Raw genomic sequence first — 16,539 nt, 5'->3', positions numbered from 1 at the left:
TCCGATGAGCGTGCCGTCCTGCCCTTCCACCCGAGCCGTCAGCGGCCACCGGTTCCGCCTGACGCCCCGCATCGGGACGTCGTCATCGGTCGCCGCATGCGCCGCGCCGATGCGCTGGCGGGCCGTCGCGGTCGCCGCCTCGCTCGCATGGATCGGCCTGGCGTCCAGCCCCGTGCTGGCCTCGACGGCATCGACCGATGTGCGCCACACCCAGGCTGCGCCTGCGGCCAGGTCGGCCGCCCGCGCCACCTCGCCGCGCGTGCCGAGCAACTCGGGCATGGATGCGCAGACCTTCTACCAGGTCCTGGCCGCCGAGCTGGAGCTGCGCAACGGCAATGCCGGTGTCGCCGCCCAGGTGCTGCTGGACGCGGCCCGCCGCAGCCGCGACGAGACGCTGTTCAGGCGCGCCGTCGACATCGCCATCAACGACCGTGCGCAGGACCAGGCGCTGGCCGGCCTGAAGGCCTGGCGCCTGAGCCTGCCCAAGTCGCACAACGCCGCTGCCATGCAGGCCCAGGTGCTGATGGCGCTCGGCCAGACCCAGGAGGCGCTAGAGCCGCTGCGCGCGACCATCGAGCTGGCACCGGCCACCGACCGGACCGACGTGATCGAGGCGCTGTCCGGTCTGGTCATGCGCGGCGATCAGGCCGCTGCGGCGGCCACCGTGCTGGACAAGGCGGTCGAGCCCTGGAAGGACAACAGCACCACCCGCGCCGCCGCGCTGCTGGCGTCGGCGCGTGGCTGGCTGGTGGCGGGCGAGACCCGGCGACCGCTCGATCTGGCCCAGCAGGTCCAGCAGCTCGATCCAGGCAGCGACGGGGCCGCGCTGATCGGCCTGGAACTGTTCGGCAAGGACCCGCGCGCCGAGGCGCTGGCCGCGACCTACAACCGCGCGCCCAAGGCCAGCGCGCCGATCCGCCTGATCTACGCCCGCCGCCTGACCGCCGCGCAGCGCTACCGAGACGCACTGGCCGTCACGACCGACCTGGTGACCTACCAGCCCGACCACGCGCCGGCCTGGCTGATGCGCGGTGCGCTGCAGATCGAGCTGGTCGAACCGGAGGCGGCGCGGACCTCGCTGACGCGCTACATCGACCTGAAGGAAGCGCCGCGCAAGCAGGCCGAGACCCGCGCCGATGGCGAGGACGACGATGCCCGCGGCGAGTCCGACGAGGCCGCCGAGGCCCATGCCGCAGCCGACGACCAGGAGCGCAACCAGGCCATCCTGATGCTGTCGCAGGTCAGCGAGCAGCTCAAGGACTACGAAGGCGCGCAGCGCTGGCTGGAGCGCCTGAGCAGCCCGCCCGACGACACCAGCGTCGTGCTGCGGCGGGCCTCGCTGCTGGCCCGCACCGGCAAGATCGACGACGGTCGCGCGCTCATCCGCGCACTGCCCGAACGCAACGCCGAGGACCGCCGCGCCAAGGTCATGAGCGAGACGCAGCTGCTGCGCGATGCACGCCAGTGGCAGACCGCCTACGCCGTCCTGACCTCTGCCAACCAGGCCCAGCCCGACGACCCGGACCTGCTCTACGAACAGGCCCTGCTGGCCGAGAAGCTGCAGCGCCACGACGAGATGGAGGCGCTGCTGCGCCGGGTCATGACGATCAAGCCCGACCAGCAGCATGCCTACAACGCGCTCGGCTACAGCCTGGCCGATCGCGGCCTGCGGCTCGAAGAGGCGCGCGAGCTGATCCGCAAGGCCCTGGCACTCGCGCCCGGCGATCCCTTCATCGGCGACAGCCTGGGCTGGGTCGAGTTCCGGCTCGGCCGGCCGGAGGAGGCGCTGCGCATCCTCAAGGGCGTCTACGAGCAACGGCCGGACGTCGAGATCGGCGCGCACCTCGGCGAGGTGCTGTGGTCGCTCGGCCGCCGCGACGAGGCCCTGCAGGTCTGGCGCGCCGGCCAGCAGCGCGATGCCGCCAACGAGGTGCTGGCCGAGACGCTGTCGCGCCTCAAGGTCCGCCTGTGAATCCACCGCTCGCGCGCAGGGCCGCACGGGCCCTGCTGCTGGCGGCCACGCAGGTCCTGATGCTGACGGCCTGCCAGAACCTGGCCCCGGCGGTGCGCCCCGAAGGCAGCAGCCACAGCGGCCGGCTGGCGGTGCAGGTCGAGGGCGATGCAGCCAAGTCCTTCAGCGCCAGCTTCGAGCTGCATGGCCGCCCGGATGCCGGCTGGATCGCGCTGTCCAACCCGCTGGGCGCGCAGATCGGCGTGGCCGAGTGGTCGCCCGCCCAGGCGGTGCGCCTGCGAACACCCGACGAGACACGCCGCTACGCCAGCCTCGAAGACATGGCCGAGGAGCTGACCGGCCAGAGCCTGCCGGTGGCAGCGCTGTTCGACTGGCTCGAAGGCCGGCCGTGGCCGGCGCGTCCGCATCGACCCGACAGCGCCGAGCGCTTCGAGCAGCTCGGCTGGAGCGTGCGGACCGACCGCATCGCCGACGGCCTGCTGGTCGCGGTGCGCGAGCAGCCGTCACCGCGCGTGACCGTGCGCGCCAAGCTCGACGGCCGCTGAGCCGATCCGACCGCCCGAACCCCCTTCCCCATGCTCGACGCGCTGCTCGACCTGCCGGCTCCGGCCAAGCTCAACCTCTTCCTGCACGTCACCGGCCGTCGCGCCGATGGCTACCACCTGCTGCAGTCGGTCTTCTGCCTGATCGACTGGTGCGACACGCTGGACCTGCTGCGCCGCGACGACGGCTCGATCACGCGGGTTGACCTCGGCCCGACGTTGCCGGCCGACGACCTGTGCATCCGCGCGGCGCGGGCGCTGCAGGCGGCCTCGGGCACGCGCCAGGGCGTCGAGATCCGCATCGACAAGCAGGTGCCCTGGGGCGCTGGCCTGGGCGGCGGCAGCTCGGACGCGGCCACCGTGCTGATCGGACTCAACCGCCTGTGGGGCCTGGCCTGGACGCGCGCCCAGCTGGCCGAACTGGGCCTGACGATCGGCGCGGACGTGCCCTTCTTCATCGGCGGGCGCAACGCCTGGGTCGAAGGCATTGGCGAGCGGCTCACGCCGATCGACCTGCCAGCGCACGCCTTCGGCGTCGTCAAGCCCGCCGTGGCCATCCCCACGGCCGCGATTTTTGGCAGCCCCCTCTTGTCACGCGACACAGCGGACGCTATAGTTGCGGACTTTCTTGCAGACACCCTGACGTTTGGCAGAAATGACTTGCAGCCGTGTGCCGAGGCATACAGCGAACAGGTCAAGGTCGCCGTCAGATTGCTGGAGCGCCATGTGGGCACAAGCCGCATGAGCGGATCGGGCAGCGCGGTGTTTGCAGGTCAACGAACAGAGTGCGCGGGGCAAGTCCCCGGCGCCATCGGCGAACCGACAGGTTGGCGGCGGGTTCTGGCGACCCTGCCCGATGACTGGATCGCCCGATGGTGTCGCAGTCTGCCGGACCATCCGCTGCGCGGCTGGCTCGACGGCTGAGGTGCAAGACGGTTCAAGGTCTGCTCGTCAGAGCGGTCCTGTGTAGGGGAGTCGCCAAGTTGGTCAAGGCATCGGATTTTGATTCCGACATGCGAGGGTTCGAGTCCTTCCTCCCCTGCCAAACCATCCATCAGGCGCCCGTCGGTCTCCGGCGAGGCGCCTGTTTCTTGATGTCGCCACATCACGCGGCTTCGCCCGCTCCGGGATCACGCGCATGCTCGCCGACACCGTCCTCTTCACCGGCAACGCCAACCCGTCCCTCGCGCAGGAGATCGCCGACGATCTGCGCATCGAACTGGGCAAGGCGTCCATCGGTCGCTTCTCCGATGGCGAAGTCACCATCGAGATCCAGCAGAACGTGCGCGCCCGCGACGTCTTCGTGGTCCAGCCCACCTGTGCGCCGACCAACGAGAACCTGATGGAACTGCTGCTGATGGTCGACGCGCTCAAGCGCGCCTCGGCCCGGCGCATCACCGCGGTGATCCCCTACTTCGGCTACGCCCGCCAGGACCGCCGCCCGCGCTCGACGCGTGTGCCGATCAGCGCCAAGGTCGTCGCCAACATGCTTGAGGCCGCCGGCGTGAACAGGGTCCTGACGATGGACCTGCACGCCGACCAGATCCAAGGCTTCTTCGACATACCGGTCGACAACATCTACGCCTCGCCGGTCCTGCTGTCGGACCTGCAGGGCAAGCGCTACGAGGACCTCGTGGTCGTGTCGCCGGACGTCGGTGGCGTGGTTCGCGCCCGTGCGCTGGCCAAGCAGCTGGGCTGCGACCTGGCCATCATCGACAAGCGTCGCCCGAAGGCCAACGTCTCGGAAGTGATGCACGTCATCGGCGAGATAGACAAGCGCAACTGCGTGATCATGGACGACATGATCGACACCGCCGGCACGCTGGTGAAGGCCGCCGAGGTGCTCAAGGAGCGCGGCGCGCGCAGCGTCTTCGCCTACTGCACGCACCCGGTGTTCTCCGGTCCGGCACTCGAGCGCATCGAGAAGTCGCACCTCGACGAGGTCGTCATCACCAACACCATCCCGCTGCACGTGGACGCCAAGCGCATCCCCAAGGTGCGCCAGCTGTCGGTGGCCTTCCTGTTCGCCGAGACCATCCGGCGCATCTCGGACGGCGAATCGGTGACCTCGCTGTTCTCCGAGCAGAACAACAACTTCTGATCCCTTTCGAGGCCGCGTCCATGCCGGGCGCGACCTGTTCCGGCGGAGCTTCCGCCAACCTCGGGCGCCTGGTCGCGGGCAGCCTTCCAAGTCTGGAGAAAACCATGAAATTCGTCGCTTACGCGCGTGAACTGCAGGGGACCGGAGCGAGCCGCCGCCTGCGCGTGTCGGGCAAGGTTCCGGGCATCGTCTACGGTGCCGGCCAACCCGTCTCGATCGAGCTGGACCACAACGCGCTGTTCCATGCGCTGAAGAAGGAAGCCTTCCATTCTTCCGTGCTGGAAATGGACCTGGCCGGCACGTCCGAGAAGGTCGTGCTGCGTGACGTGCAGATGCACGCCTACAAGCCGCTGGTGCTGCACGTGGACTTCCAGCGCGTGGACGCCACCACCCGCATCCACAAGAAGGTGCCGCTGCACTTCGTCAACGAAGCCGAGTCGCAGGCCGTCAAGTTCGACAAGTGCCTGATCACCCACGTGATCGCCAGCGTCGAGATCGAGTGCCTGGCCGAGAAGCTGCCCGAGTTCATCACCGTCGACCTGGGCGGCCTGGCCAAGGGCCAGTCGCTGCACATCGACGACATCAAGCTCGATGCCGGCGTGAAGATCATCACCCACGGCAAGAAGAACCCGGTCGTCGCGACCGTGGTGCCGATCGTCGAGGAAGAGATCGTCGTCGCTGCCGCGCCCGCGCCCGCCAAGGGCAAGGCCGCCAAGGGCAAGAAGTAAGCTGTCGACCGGCCGCCTCGCGCGGCCTGCCGAACCAACCCCGCTGCGGCGGGGTTTCGTCTTTCCGGACCCATCGCCATGATTCGACTCTTCGTCGGCCTGGGCAATCCCGGCCCTGAATACGAGGCCACGCGCCACAACGCCGGCTTCTGGTGGATCGACGCGCTGGCGCGGCGCTGGAACTGCCACCTGCAGCCCGACCGCGCCTACCACGGCCTGGTCGCGCGCACGATGGTCGGCGGCCAGTCGGTCTGGCTCTTGCAGCCGATGACCTACATGAACCTCTCGGGCAAGTCGGTCGCCGCACTGGCGCGCTTCTTCAAGGTTGAGCCCGGCGAGATCCTGGTCGTGCACGACGAACTGGACCTGCTGCCCGGCCAGATGAAGCTCAAGCAGGGTGGCGGTGCGGCCGGGCACAACGGGCTGAAGGACATCCAGGCCCAGCTCGGCTCGGCCGACACCTGGCGGCTGCGGCTGGGCATCGGCCATCCGGGCGTGCGCTCGGAAGTCGCGGCCTTCGTGCTGCGCAAGCCGCCGGCGGCCGAACGCGAGGCGATCGAGGGATGCATTGCCAAGTCGCTGGACCATGCCGAACTGATGCAGCGCGGCGAGTGGGTCGCTGCCCAGCAGAAGCTGCATGCGCAGCCGCCGCGGCCCAAGCCGCCCAAGCCCGTCAAGCCCGACGCGCCGGCATCACCGGCCGACTCGGCGAAGCCTCAGCCGCCCGACGCCGCCTGAGCGAGCTCGGCGGGCTGAAGCTCGTTCCAGCCCGGGTCCTCGGTCTCATGGCGCTGGCGCAGCGCGGCCAGCGCCTCGGCCTGCAGCTGCTCGTACTTGTGATGCAGCTGGGCAGGGCTCTCGACATGTTCCGGGTGGACGGGGATGCATTCGACCGGGCAGACCTGCACGCACTGCGGCTCGCCGAAATGGCCGACGCACTCGGTGCAGCGGGCCGGGTCGATGACGTAGTAGTCCTCGCCCATCGAGATCGCCTGGTTCGGGCATTCGGGCTCGCAGACATCGCAGTTGATGCACTCCGACGTGATCATCAAGGCCATGGCTTGGGTCCGGGTATCAGGCGTTGGAACGGGGCTGGGGCGAACGGCCCGTCATCGCGACAGGGCCGATCAACACGACAACATTCGGGGATGGGGCCGGCGGGGGCGGTGGGCCGGCGCCGTCTTCACCGCCATCTTTGCCGCCGTTTTCACTCTTCGGCCCGTCGGGCCGCGACGCGGCGCTTGAGCCGTTCGAGCACCGACGGTGCCACGAACTTGGAGACATCACCGCCGAGTGCGGCAATCTCGCGCACGAAGGTGCCGCTGATGAACTGGTACTGGTCGCTGGGGGTCAGGAACAGGGTCTCGACCTCGGGCATCAGCTGGCGGTTCATGCCGGCCATCTGGAACTCGTACTCGAAGTCGCTGACCGCGCGCAGGCCACGCACCACGACCTTGCCGCCATGCTCGACGACGAAGTCGCGCAGCAGGCCGCGGAAGGCGACGACCTCGACGTTTGGGTGATCCCGGGCCAGCTCCTGGGCGATCTCCAGGCGCTCCTCGACGCTGAACATCGTGCGCTTGTGGTGCCCCGCCGCGACCGCGACGATCAGGCGGCTGAACAGCCGGCTGGCGCGCCGCATCAGGTCCTGGTGACCGAGCGTCATCGGGTCGAAGGTACCCGGGTAGATGGCCGTGAGTTGGTGCGTCACCGGGGTCAAGACAGGCTCCTCGCGCTGCACGCGCCGCTCGGGTATCGGGGGGACGCAGTTTACTGGGGCTCGACCTTGGCGAAGGCCACCGGCAAGGGTGTCAGCAGATGGAAATGCACCATGCCGGCCCGGCCGTTGCGGTGCAGCCTCAGGCCGAGCGCGGCCGCGCCCGCCTCGTCCAGTGGCTGGCCGGACTCGAGGTAGAGGTAGCCATCGTCGCGGACGACGCGGCGGGCGGCCTGCAGCGCCGGGCCGTCCAGGCCAAGGCCGAAGGGCGGATCCAGCAGCACCAGGTCCCAGGCCTGCGCCGGCTGGCCGCGCAGCCAGGCCAGCGCGTCGGCCCGCACGACCTGCACACGATCCTGCGCGCCCAGGCGCTGCGCGGCGGCGGCGAGCGACTGCACCAGCACGTTGTCCTGCTCGATCAGCACGACCTTGGCGGCGCCGCGCGAGGCGGCCTCGTAGCCCAGCGCGCCGCTGCCCGCGTAGGCATCGACCACCTGCCAGCCCGACAGGTCCTGGCCCAGCCAGTTGTAGAGCGTCTCGCGGACCCGGTCCGGGGTCGGGCGCAGGCCGGGCCGATCGGGCACGGCGAGCTTGCTGCGCTTCCACTGGCCACCGATCAGGCGGACCTCACCGGCCGGCCGGGCGGCGGGGGCGGGTCGTTGGGCGGGTCGTTGGGGGGGACGGGTGGCGGAACGGGTGGAGGAACGGGTGGAAGAAGGCATCGCCGGATTGTAGGAAGCCGCTCCAACACGGCCTTTCCGGCCGACCCGGGGCCGTCCGGGCTGCCTACAATTTCTCTCTTCCCATCCAACCACGTGACCGGACCGGCGGGCCTCCCCGCAGCACGACGGATTCGTCGCGGTCCCGCGCCCGCCCATGTTCAGCTTCCTGCGCCGCAAGGCGACCCCGGCGCCCGCTCCGGCCCCGGCAACCGCGCCCTCCTCGCCTTCCTCGCCGTCGCCGATCCCCGCTGTCGAACCGGCCCGCGCCGGCTGGCTGGACCGCCTGAAGGCCGGCCTGCGCCGCACCGGCTCGTCGATCGCCCAGGTCTTCACCGGCACGCAGATCGACGAGGCGCTGTACGAGGACCTCGAAGCCGCGCTGCTGATGGCCGATGCCGGCGTCGGCGCGACGAACCACCTGCTCGGCGAGCTCAAGCGCCGCGTCAAGGAGAGCAAGGCGACCGATCCGCAGGCCGTCAAGGCGCTGCTGGTCGAGGTGCTGGCCGAGCTGCTCCAGCCGCTGGAGGCGACGCTGAAGGTCGATGCCCACCAGCCGACCGTGATGATGGTCGCGGGCGTCAACGGCGCGGGCAAGACCACCACCATCGGCAAGCTGACCCGCCACCTGGCCGAGGCGCAGTGCAAGGTGCTGCTGGCCGCGGCCGACACCTTCCGGGCCGCCGCGCGCGAGCAGCTGTCGGTCTGGGCCGACCGCAACCAGGTCGAGATCGTCAGCCAGGAAGGCGGCGATCCGGCCGCCGTCTGCTTCGACGCGGTCAAGGCCGGCCAGGCGCGCGGCTGCGACGTCGTGATCGCCGACACCGCCGGCCGTCTGGCCACCCAGACCCACCTGATGGAAGAGCTGCGCAAGATCCACCGCACCCTCGGCCGCGCGATGGACGGTGCGCCACACGAGGTCGTGCTGGTGGTCGACGGCAACACCGGCCAGAACGCGCTGGCGCAGGTGAAGGCCTTCGACGCGATGCTGGGCCTGACCGGCCTGGTCGTGACCAAGCTCGACGGCACGGCCAAGGGCGGCGTGCTGGCCGCCATCGCGCTGTGGGGCCGCGAGCGCGCGGCCCAAGGCCAGGGCGGCGTGCCGGTCTATTTCATCGGCGTGGGCGAAGGCCTGGCCGACCTGCAACCCTTCGATGCACGCGAGTTCGCGCAGGCGCTGCTGAACTGAGCCGGCCCAGGGGTCGGCTCAGGGGCCGATTCAAGCGGCGGTGGCCGCCGCCGCTGCTGCCGTCGCGGCAGCCACCGTCTCGCGCAGCGAGGCCGCCGCCTGGGCCTCGTGGGCCAGCCGGGTGCGCCAGGTGCGCAGGCGGCCCAGCACGGCCTCGACGGCACCGCCCTGTCCTTCGGGCAGCTCGCGCAGCAGCTCGCGCTCGGTCGGCGCGGCCTGGGCTGCCAGCCACCCGGACAGCGCGTCGCGCTGGTCGGGCAACAGGCGCGGCGCCGGCGCGCCGGTCTCGCGCACCAGCGGCAGCTCGACGTGGGCACCGTCCTGCCAGGCCAGCGCCGGCACGCCCAGCAGCTCGGCCGCGTCGGCCAGCACCTGGCCGGCATCGACCAGCGCGCAGCGGGCGCCGCGCAGCATGCTGAGCTGGTCCGGCAGCGCGTCGACCTCGCGGCAGAGCACGCGGGCCCGGGCGATCTGCTCACGCTCGACATCGCCGCGCGGGCCGTCGCCTTCGACCAGCACCACGCGGGTGGCCAGGTCGGCGTGTTCGGCCAGCCGCATGCGCAGCGCCTGGATGCCGGCGCGGTCCATCAGCCAGACGATCTGGTCGGGCTGCGGCAGCGCCAGCAGCCGGGTCACGGCGGCCACCACCGCGTGGCTGTCGTGCACGTCAAAGTGGTGGGTCGCGAGCAGATAGGGCGCATCGGTGCCGAACTGGGTCGCCCAGCTCGGGTCGAGGTCCAGCGGCAGGCCCAGGCGCATCAGCGCGCCGCGCAGGCTGCTGACCTCGGACCAGACCGCCGCCAGCGCGTCCACGCGCAGCTGGCCGGGGATGCTGACGACGCGCTCGGCGTCGATGCCCAGCCGGCGCAGCGCGCGCAACGGACCCGGACGGGCCGGCGCCAGCAGCAGGTCGGCCAGCGGGTCCAGCAGGGCCGGCCGCGCCGGCATGTCCAGGCCGGCTTCCAGCCGCAGCAGCGGCAGGCCGCGACGCTGCGCGCACAGCGCCAGCGCCTGCAGCGCCTCGCCGTGGCCCAGCAGCAGCACGGCGGACGGCCGCAGCTCGTCGATCACGCGGCCCATGCGCTCGAAGGCCAGCGGCAGCACGCGCTCGAACGGCGCATCGGCCGGCAGGCCCAGGTGCAGCGCCTCGTCGGGCGAGGGCAGCAGGCGCTCCATCTGTTCCCAGGGCCAGACCAGCGCCCGGCTGCCCGGATTGACCAGCACGACCCGCGGCGCGTCGGCCTGCTGCGCCAGACCCTTGGTGAGCGCGGCGAGCTTGAGCGCACCGCTTTCGGTGTCGGCCAGGCAGAGCACCACCTCGGCGCGGCGGCGGGCGCCCATCTTCTCGATCCGGTCGACCGGCGCGGCGTCGAGCACGGGGTCGGCCGGGGTGGCCGACAGCACGCGGGCGGCGATCGCGCCCAGGTCCAGCTCGGCGTCCTCGCGGACCTGGGCCTCGATGGCCTCGAGGTGGCGGGCCGAAGCGGCCAGCAGCGCGTCGACGTCGTCGAGCAGCTCCTCGCTGGGCGGCTCGGGCAGGTCCGGCAAGCCGGCGTGGGCGGCCAGCGCGGCGATCGGATCGATCTCGTCGAGCGGGGCTGCGGGCGATGCGGATGCAGGCGCCGCGAGCGGGTCGATGACGGGTTCGGTGATGCGTTCGGTGACGGGTTCGGTGATGCGTTCAGTGATGGGCGCGGCAGTCGGTGCGACGGCCGGTGACACGACCGGCCCGGCCACCGCGGCGACGGCCTCGTCGGAAGCCGCCAGTGCCGCCAGGCTGCGCGCCGGCACGGCCACGGGGGTGAAGTCGTTCTCGCCGATCTCCTGGCGCAGTTCCTCGGCGGTGCGCTCGACCAGCGCGCCGTCGACGTGGTCGCGGCCATCGAGGAAGGCGGCCAGCAGCACGCGGTTGCACAGCCGGTTCAGGCGACGCGGCACGCCGCCGGTCCAGCGGTAGAGGCTGTCGAACGCGTCGAGCGCGAAGGTCGGGCGGTCGGTCCAGCCGACGTGCTTCAGGCGGTGCTCGACATAGCCCTGGGTCTCCTCGAAGCCCAGCGGGCCGAGGTGGTACGACGCGGTCACGCGCTGGCGCAGCTGCTCCATCGAGGGCGATTCGAGGATGCGGCGCAGCTCCGGCTGGCCGACCAGGAAGCTCTGCAGCAGCGCCTTGTTGCCGAGCTGGAAGTTCGACAGCATGCGCAGTTCCTCGACCGCCCGCGGGTCCAGGTTCTGGGCCTCGTCGACGATCAGCAGCGCATGCCGGCCCTGCGCGGCGAGCGCCGTCAGGAAGGCCTCCAAGGTGGCGATCAGGTGGGCCTTGGAGTTGCCGCTGGAAGGGATGCCGAAGGCCGTGATGATGGCCTGCAGCAGCTCGCCCGACTCCAGCTGCGTGCTGACGATCTGGGCCGGCAGGACCTTCTGGCGGTCCAGGCCTTCGAGCAGCATGCGCAGCAAGGTCGTCTTGCCCGCGCCGATCTCGCCGGTGATGACGATGAAGCCTTCGGACTGCGTGACGCCGTACTGCAGATAGGCCAGCGCGCGGCCGTGTCCCCGGCTGTTGAAGTAGAACGCCGGGTCGGGGTTGAGCTGGAAGGGCTGGCCGTGAAAGCCGAAGTAGGACTCGTACATCGATGGCCCGTCAGAAGCGGTGGAGCAGACCGAAGGTCAGCGACGTCTGGTTGGCGTCGGCCAGCACGGTCGAATCGATCCACAGCCGGTCGAGCGAGACCGTGCCGGTGGTGCGCGGCGAGAAGGCCTGGCTCAGTCCCAGGCGGACGCTGCTGGTGCTGGTGCGTGTGGCCGCGTTCGCCCCGAAGCCGACCACGCGGGTGCGGCCGAAGGTGACGTCCGCCGTGGTCTCCGGCCGCAGCCGCCGGTTCAGGCCCAGCGAGCTGCCGTACTGGCGCGCGTCGCTGGAGATCAGCGGCGGGAGGTCGTTGCCGATCAGGTCCTCGGTGCGCGTGTAGAAGGTGCGCAGCGTGACCGTGTGGCGCACGCCCAGCAGGGCCAGCGACAGGTTGGCGCCCTTCTGCAGCTGCGCGGTGGCCGAGTAGAGGTTCAGCGCGCTGCCCAGCGTGGTGGGCAGGTTGCGCTGCGCGATCAGCTGCTGGACGGCGGCGGCGCGTTCGGCCGGGTTGCTGATGCGGGTGCTCAGCATCGCGTCGAACAGCTGCGTCAGGTCGGCGCCGGCCGCCAGCGCGGCGACCTGCGCGGCATAGGTCGTGGCCTGCTGGGTCAGGCCGGCGTTGATGCCCAGGAAGGGCGAGCGGTGCGAGAAGCTGACGTTCCAGCCGGTGCCGAAGAAACGCTTCTCGGCCTGCAGGTCCAGCCGGGTGCGATCGGTCGGCGTCCAGACCAGCCCCCCGCCGCGCACGGTCTCGCGCACATCGTTGCTGCCGAAGCGGCCGCGGTCGGTGCCGCCGGTGACGATCAGCAGGAGCTGCTGCGGCAAGGCCGCGTAGAGCAGCGAGGCGCGCGCATTCTCGAAGGTGACGTCCGAACTGCCGGACTGGCTGAAGGTCGAGGCCTGGCGCTGGCCCTGCAGGCGCAGGCCCAGCGGCTGGGGTCGCAGCTCGTACTGGCCGGTCTGCTCGGACAGGCGGGCGTCGCCCAGCGTCGCGATGCCGGCCTCGTTCTGGACCCAGCTGTGGTCGGTGCGCAGCTGCAGGCGGGCATCCTGGCCCAGCTCGCGGTCGATGTGCGGGCTGATGCGTTCGCGCGTGGTGGTCGAGCGCGTGAACACGGTCTGCGACGGCGCGTCGAGCAGGCCGAAGGGATTGGGCGTGCTGGTGTCGGCGCTCAGGCCAGCGTCGACGAACAGCAGGCGCTCGGCCAGCTGCACGGTCGCGTCGGCGCGGGCGTTCGGGAAGAACCGGTCGGCGCGGCTGCGGCCGACGTAGCTGACCAGGTCGGCGGCCAGCGCCGCCTCGAGCCTCAGGCCGGGCGTGTTGACGCGCGCGTCCAGCCGGGGCGTCGCGACGACGACCGTGTCGGCACGCGCGCTGTCCGGGCCGCTGAGCGAGATGTTGTTGGTGGTCGTGCTGCGCAGCTGCAGGGCCGGACGGACCTGGATCGCCTGCGACACGCCGGCCGGCGGCGGGGCATTGATCGCCAGCGCCGGATCCACCGGCTGGCCGTCGCCACCGGCCGCGCCCTGGGTCAGCCGCGACTGGGCCCAGGCGCCGGACGCGCCGGCCAGCAGCGTGGCGGCAAGCGCCACGGCCGCCAGCGCGGGACGGCTGCACGGGCTCATCGAATGAGCCTGCGTCATCGCGCGGTCCCGTGCGGGCAAGCGCTCACGACGCGTAGTAGTAGCCATAGGCATTGCTGGTCCCTCGGCTGTGGCATTTGTTGAGCACCGACAGCACGACGGGGCATTCGGCCAGGGCGGCATAGGCCTGCGTCACCTGCGCATGGGTGGTCTTCTCGGCCTCGACCACCATCACGACCTGGCCCATGTGGGTGGCCAGCACGCGCGATTCGGTGGTCGGCAGCAGCGGCGGCGCATCGAACACGATGATGCGGTCCGCGTACTTCGAGGCCAGCTCGTCGAGCAGTTCGTGCATGGCCGTGCTGGCCAGCAGCTCGGTGGAGTTCTTGTTCGCGGTGCCGGCCGGCAGCAGGCTGAGCTTGTCGATGTTGGTGCGCAGCAGCACGTCCGACAGCTTCATGTCCTTGTTCTTGAGCACGTCCATCAGGCCAGCCGCCGGCTCGACGCCCAGCCGTCCCAGCACCGACGGCCGCAGCACGTCGGCATCGACCAGCAGCACGTGGTGGTCGACCTCCATCGCGATGCTCATCGCCAGGTTGATGGCGAAGAAGGTCTTGCCTTCCTCGGGCAGTGCGCTGGCGACCTGGATCAGGTTGGGCCGGGCGATCTGCTGGCCGCTGTCGCCACGGGCATTGGCCAGCAGCGGCCGCTTGATGATGCGCATCTGCTCGGCCAGCTGCGAGCGGGCCTGGGAGGGCACGAGGTAGCCCTCGCGCTCCAGCCGGGAGACGTCGATGCGGACTTCGCGCGAGCGGCGCTGCGGCTCGTCCGGTGCGGGCGGCAGCGCGGTCGCGGCGGCCACGGCCGCGCGCACGTCGGCGCCCAGCGGCATGACGGCAGGCCGCGCATGGGCCGGCGACGGGGCCGGCGGCATCGGCAGGTTGGGCACCTCGATGCCGGCGCGGCGTAGTTCTTCGAGCCGCTTGGCGGCCTGTTCGATGAGGCTCATCGTCTGCGTCCTTGCGCGTCTGGGTCAGGTGCCGGAATGCATCGCCACGAAGGCGATCCAGCCGAGGTGGCCGATCAGGAAGAGGCCGACCATGCCGCCCACGCGCAGGCGCTCCTGGCGGGCCAGGTCGAGCGCGGGCCCGTCGACGATGCGGGTCAGGCCGCCCAGCACCGGGCGCTTGGTGAACTCGCTGAGTTCGCGCTCGTTGGAGAAGGTCGGCTTGAGCATCGTGGTCGCCCAGGCGGAGCCGATGCCGGCGAGCAGCGCCAGCACCATCACGGCCAGCGCGAGGTGGATGCGGCTGGGGAAGACCGGCTGCGGCAGCACGCGCGGCGGCTCGATCAGGCGGAAGTCGGCGATCGACGCGGTCTGGTCGATCTTGACGCCCAGCGAGGCCGCCTCGCGACGCGAGACCAGCTGCTCGTAGTTCTTGCGGATGATGTCGTAGTCGCGGTTGAGCTGCGCCAGCTCGGCTTCGGCCTGCGGCATGCGGCCGGCCTGGGCGCGGATCTCCTCGAGTCGGCCTTGCTGCGTGCCGAGCTGGGCCCGCAGCGAGGCGACGTTGGCCTCGGACTCGGTCAGGCTGATGCGCAGGCGCTGGTAGACCGGGTTGGTGGCCGCGCCGGCGATCCGCGGGCGGCCGCTCTCGACCCGTGCCTTGGCATCGTGTTCGATGCGGCGCTGCTCCTCGAGCTGCGCGACGGTGCGGCGGGTGGTGATGACGTCCGGATGGGCGTCGGTGTAGCGGCGCAGCAGGTCGTCGAGCTGGCGGCGCTGGGCATCCAGACGGGCATCGAGCTCGGGCGTCAGCGAGGACGGCGCCGAGGCCGCCTCCACCGGCAGGGCCGGCAGCTCGGTGGCCAGCTCGCGCTTGATGGCGTCGCGCGACTGCTCGGCCGCGCTCAGCGAGATGCGCAGCCGGTTGATCTCGTCGGTCAGCGAGCCCATGCGCGCGAAGTAGTCCTGGTTGGTGGTCGAGGCCACCGTCAGGTTGCGCAGCTTGAAGTCCTTGAGCCGGTTCTCGGACTCGATCAGCTTGGCCTCGTAGACCTTGATCTGCTCGTCGATGAAGCGGCTGGCGTCCTGCGAGTCCTTGCGCTTGCCCTCGGTGCCCGAGGCCATGAACAGGTTGACCAGCGCGTCGACCAGGCGCAGCGCACGGGCGCCGTCCGGGTCGCGGTAGCTCAGCGCATACATGTTCGGACCGCCGGTGTTCTCGACCTTGATGGACTTCATCAGGGTCTCGATGGTGCGATCGTCCTCGGCCTGGTTGCCGGTGCTCAGGCCGATCGCCGGGTCCTTGACCAGCACCTCGATGTTGGGCCGCGAGATCAGCGTGCGGCCCAGCATGCGGACCTGCTGGTCCACGTCGGGCTGGAAGGCCAGGCCGGCCATCAGCGGCTTGAGCACGGTCTGCGTGTCGACGTAGACGCGGGCGGTGGCCGCGAAACGTTCGGGCACCAGCCAGACCACCGCGGCGCCGACCAGGGCGACGGCCCAGGTCACGGTGACGGCCAGCCAGCGGTGGCGCCAGACGCCCCGCGCGGCCTGCGTGACCTGTCGGGAAATCTCGTTCATTCCAGAATTCATGCGAGCTCTTGGCCGGTGGGCAGGATGCTGCGATCAGGGGCGCCGGCCACGCGGGACGGTCCCTTCGGAAAAAGACGTGGGGGACGGGCCACGCGGCGCGTCCCCGGGTTCATCAGAACCAGCTCTGCGGAACGATGATGATGTCGCCGGGCTTGACGTCGACGTTGGCCGAGATGTCGCCACGCTTGAGCAGGTCCTTGAGCCGCACGCTGTACTGCTTGCCGGACTCGGAGCCGCGCACCAGCACGGCACCGTTGCCGTCGGCGAAGTCGGTCAGGCCGCCGGCCTGGATCATCACGTCGAGGATGGTCATGTTCTGGCGGAAGGCCACCGCCTGCGGGCGGGTGGCCTCGCCGACGATGCGGATCTGCTCGCCGAAGGCGCCCTGGAAGCTGCTGACCACGACGGTCACGACCGGATCGCGGATGACCTTGGACAGGTACTGCTCGATCTCGCGCGCCAGGTCGGCCGGGTTCTTGCCGGCGGCCAGCACGTCGTCAACCAGCGGGGTCGAGATGCGGCCGTCCGGACGCACCGTGACGTTGGCCGACAGCTCGGGGTTGCGCCACACCACGATGCTCAGGCCGTCGAGCGGACCGATCTTGTAGCGGTGCCCAACCGTCTCGGCGGTGCGCGGCGCGGGCGGAAAGCCGCCGCCCAGGCTGCCGCAGCCGCTCAGGCTGGTCAGCGCGCTGACGGTGGCCAGCACCAGGGCGGCGCCGCGGATGGCACGGCGGGTCGTCGAAGTCGGTCTCATGTGCA

The 16,539-nt window shown here is 70.9% G+C and carries 15 protein-coding genes and 1 tRNA gene; 8 read left to right on the top strand and 8 right to left on the bottom strand.

Going from position 1 to position 16,539, the window contains the following annotated elements:
• Positions 1–4 precede the first annotated feature (4 nt).
• The 7 genes from Q8X39_RS11940 to pth all read left to right on the top strand — a co-directional run bounded on the left by Q8X39_RS11940 (position 5) and on the right by pth (position 6,081).
• Positions 5–1,972 (top strand): tetratricopeptide repeat protein, encoded by a 1,968-nt coding sequence (locus Q8X39_RS11940; RefSeq protein WP_305749891.1) that lies wholly within the window; start codon positions 5–7, stop codon positions 1,970–1,972.
• Positions 1,969–2,517, top strand: coding sequence for an outer membrane lipoprotein LolB (locus Q8X39_RS11935; protein ID WP_305749890.1), 549 nt, complete (start codon positions 1,969–1,971; stop codon positions 2,515–2,517). The genes Q8X39_RS11940 and Q8X39_RS11935 overlap by 4 nt, the downstream gene beginning before the upstream one ends.
• A 30-nt stretch (positions 2,518–2,547) precedes the next feature.
• Entirely contained in the window at positions 2,548–3,438 is an 891-nt protein-coding gene (gene ispE, locus Q8X39_RS11930) for a 4-(cytidine 5'-diphospho)-2-C-methyl-D-erythritol kinase (protein WP_305749889.1), read from the top strand.
• A gap of 44 nt (positions 3,439–3,482) precedes the next feature.
• Positions 3,483–3,559 (top strand) — tRNA-Gln (locus Q8X39_RS11925).
• Positions 3,560–3,652: 93 nt separating this feature from the next.
• Positions 3,653–4,615, top strand: a complete 963-nt coding sequence (locus Q8X39_RS11920) for a ribose-phosphate pyrophosphokinase (protein ID WP_305749888.1) — start codon at positions 3,653–3,655, stop codon at positions 4,613–4,615.
• Positions 4,616–4,719: 104 nt separating this feature from the next.
• The gene (locus Q8X39_RS11915) at positions 4,720–5,343 is read left to right on the top strand and encodes a 50S ribosomal protein L25/general stress protein Ctc (protein WP_305749887.1); all 624 of its coding nucleotides are present in this window, start codon (positions 4,720–4,722) and stop codon (positions 5,341–5,343) included.
• 78 nt (positions 5,344–5,421) lie between these two features.
• The gene (pth, locus tag Q8X39_RS11910; protein ID WP_305749886.1) at positions 5,422–6,081 is read left to right on the top strand and encodes an aminoacyl-tRNA hydrolase; all 660 of its coding nucleotides are present in this window, start codon (positions 5,422–5,424) and stop codon (positions 6,079–6,081) included.
• Here pth and Q8X39_RS11905 read toward each other — a convergent pair.
• From Q8X39_RS11905 to rsmD, 3 genes are all read right to left on the bottom strand, one after another.
• A complete protein-coding gene (locus Q8X39_RS11905) occupies positions 6,060–6,401 on the bottom strand; it encodes a YfhL family 4Fe-4S dicluster ferredoxin (protein ID WP_305749885.1) in 342 nt (113 codons plus the stop codon). The genes pth and Q8X39_RS11905 overlap by 22 nt on opposite strands.
• A gap of 149 nt (positions 6,402–6,550) precedes the next feature.
• A complete protein-coding gene (gene coaD / locus Q8X39_RS11900) occupies positions 6,551–7,063 on the bottom strand; it encodes a pantetheine-phosphate adenylyltransferase (RefSeq protein ID WP_305749884.1) in 513 nt (170 codons plus the stop codon).
• A 50-nt stretch (positions 7,064–7,113) separates the two neighbouring features.
• Positions 7,114–7,782 (bottom strand): 16S rRNA (guanine(966)-N(2))-methyltransferase RsmD, encoded by a 669-nt coding sequence (gene rsmD / locus Q8X39_RS11895; RefSeq protein ID WP_305749883.1) that lies wholly within the window; start codon positions 7,780–7,782, stop codon positions 7,114–7,116.
• A gap of 154 nt (positions 7,783–7,936) precedes the next feature.
• Between rsmD and ftsY the strand changes: the two genes are divergently transcribed.
• Complete coding sequence (gene ftsY, locus Q8X39_RS11890) at positions 7,937–8,968, top strand: signal recognition particle-docking protein FtsY (RefSeq protein ID WP_305749882.1); 1,032 nt, start codon at positions 7,937–7,939, stop codon at positions 8,966–8,968.
• A 30-nt stretch (positions 8,969–8,998) separates the two neighbouring features.
• Here the strand turns inward: ftsY and Q8X39_RS11885 are convergent, their stop codons facing one another.
• From Q8X39_RS11885 to Q8X39_RS11865, 5 genes are all read right to left on the bottom strand, one after another.
• A complete protein-coding gene (locus Q8X39_RS11885; protein WP_305749881.1) occupies positions 8,999–11,596 on the bottom strand; it encodes an XrtA/PEP-CTERM system-associated ATPase in 2,598 nt (865 codons plus the stop codon).
• Between the two features lie 10 nt (positions 11,597–11,606).
• Positions 11,607–13,220, bottom strand: coding sequence for a TIGR03016 family PEP-CTERM system-associated outer membrane protein (locus Q8X39_RS11880; RefSeq protein ID WP_305749880.1), 1,614 nt, complete (start codon positions 13,218–13,220; stop codon positions 11,607–11,609).
• A 43-nt stretch (positions 13,221–13,263) separates the two neighbouring features.
• Entirely contained in the window at positions 13,264–14,187 is a 924-nt protein-coding gene (locus Q8X39_RS11875) for an XrtA-associated tyrosine autokinase (protein ID WP_305749879.1), read from the bottom strand.
• 24 nt (positions 14,188–14,211) lie between these two features.
• Complete coding sequence (locus tag Q8X39_RS11870) at positions 14,212–15,765, bottom strand: XrtA system polysaccharide chain length determinant (protein WP_305749878.1); 1,554 nt, start codon at positions 15,763–15,765, stop codon at positions 14,212–14,214.
• A 124-nt stretch (positions 15,766–15,889) separates the two neighbouring features.
• Positions 15,890–16,534 (bottom strand): XrtA/PEP-CTERM system exopolysaccharide export protein, encoded by a 645-nt coding sequence (locus Q8X39_RS11865; protein WP_305749877.1) that lies wholly within the window; start codon positions 16,532–16,534, stop codon positions 15,890–15,892.
• Positions 16,535–16,539 lie beyond the last annotated feature (5 nt).

Origin of the sequence: Leptothrix discophora, assembly GCF_030705305.1 — a bacterium.
Classification (GTDB): domain Bacteria; phylum Pseudomonadota; class Gammaproteobacteria; order Burkholderiales; family Burkholderiaceae_C; genus Sphaerotilus; species Sphaerotilus discophorus.
This window is presented reverse-complemented; position numbering and strand designations above follow the sequence as displayed.

Bases quoted from the DNA above. Each gene is read 5' to 3' on its own strand.
- Q8X39_RS11875 (WP_305749879.1), bottom strand. From the start codon at position 14,187: ATGAGCCTCATCGAACAGGCCGCCAAGCGGCTCGAAGAACTACGCCGC.
- Q8X39_RS11915 (WP_305749887.1), top strand. From the start codon at position 4,720: ATGAAATTCGTCGCTTACGCGCGTGAACTGCAGGGGACCGGAGCGAGC.
- ftsY (WP_305749882.1), top strand. From the start codon at position 7,937: ATGTTCAGCTTCCTGCGCCGCAAGGCGACCCCGGCGCCCGCTCCGGCC.
- Q8X39_RS11905 (WP_305749885.1), bottom strand. From the start codon at position 6,401: ATGGCCTTGATGATCACGTCGGAGTGCATCAACTGCGATGTCTGCGAG.
- Q8X39_RS11865 (WP_305749877.1), bottom strand. From the start codon at position 16,534: ATGAGACCGACTTCGACGACCCGCCGTGCCATCCGCGGCGCCGCCCTG.
- Q8X39_RS11885 (WP_305749881.1), bottom strand. From the start codon at position 11,596: ATGTACGAGTCCTACTTCGGCTTTCACGGCCAGCCCTTCCAGCTCAAC.
- ispE (WP_305749889.1), top strand. From the start codon at position 2,548: ATGCTCGACGCGCTGCTCGACCTGCCGGCTCCGGCCAAGCTCAACCTC.
- Q8X39_RS11920 (WP_305749888.1), top strand. From the start codon at position 3,653: ATGCTCGCCGACACCGTCCTCTTCACCGGCAACGCCAACCCGTCCCTC.
- Q8X39_RS11880 (WP_305749880.1), bottom strand. From the start codon at position 13,220: ATGAGCCCGTGCAGCCGTCCCGCGCTGGCGGCCGTGGCGCTTGCCGCC.
- pth (WP_305749886.1), top strand. From the start codon at position 5,422: ATGATTCGACTCTTCGTCGGCCTGGGCAATCCCGGCCCTGAATACGAG.
- rsmD (WP_305749883.1), bottom strand. From the start codon at position 7,782: ATGCCTTCTTCCACCCGTTCCTCCACCCGTTCCGCCACCCGTCCCCCC.
- Q8X39_RS11940 (WP_305749891.1), top strand. From the start codon at position 5: ATGAGCGTGCCGTCCTGCCCTTCCACCCGAGCCGTCAGCGGCCACCGG.
- Q8X39_RS11870 (WP_305749878.1), bottom strand. From the start codon at position 15,765: ATGAACGAGATTTCCCGACAGGTCACGCAGGCCGCGCGGGGCGTCTGG.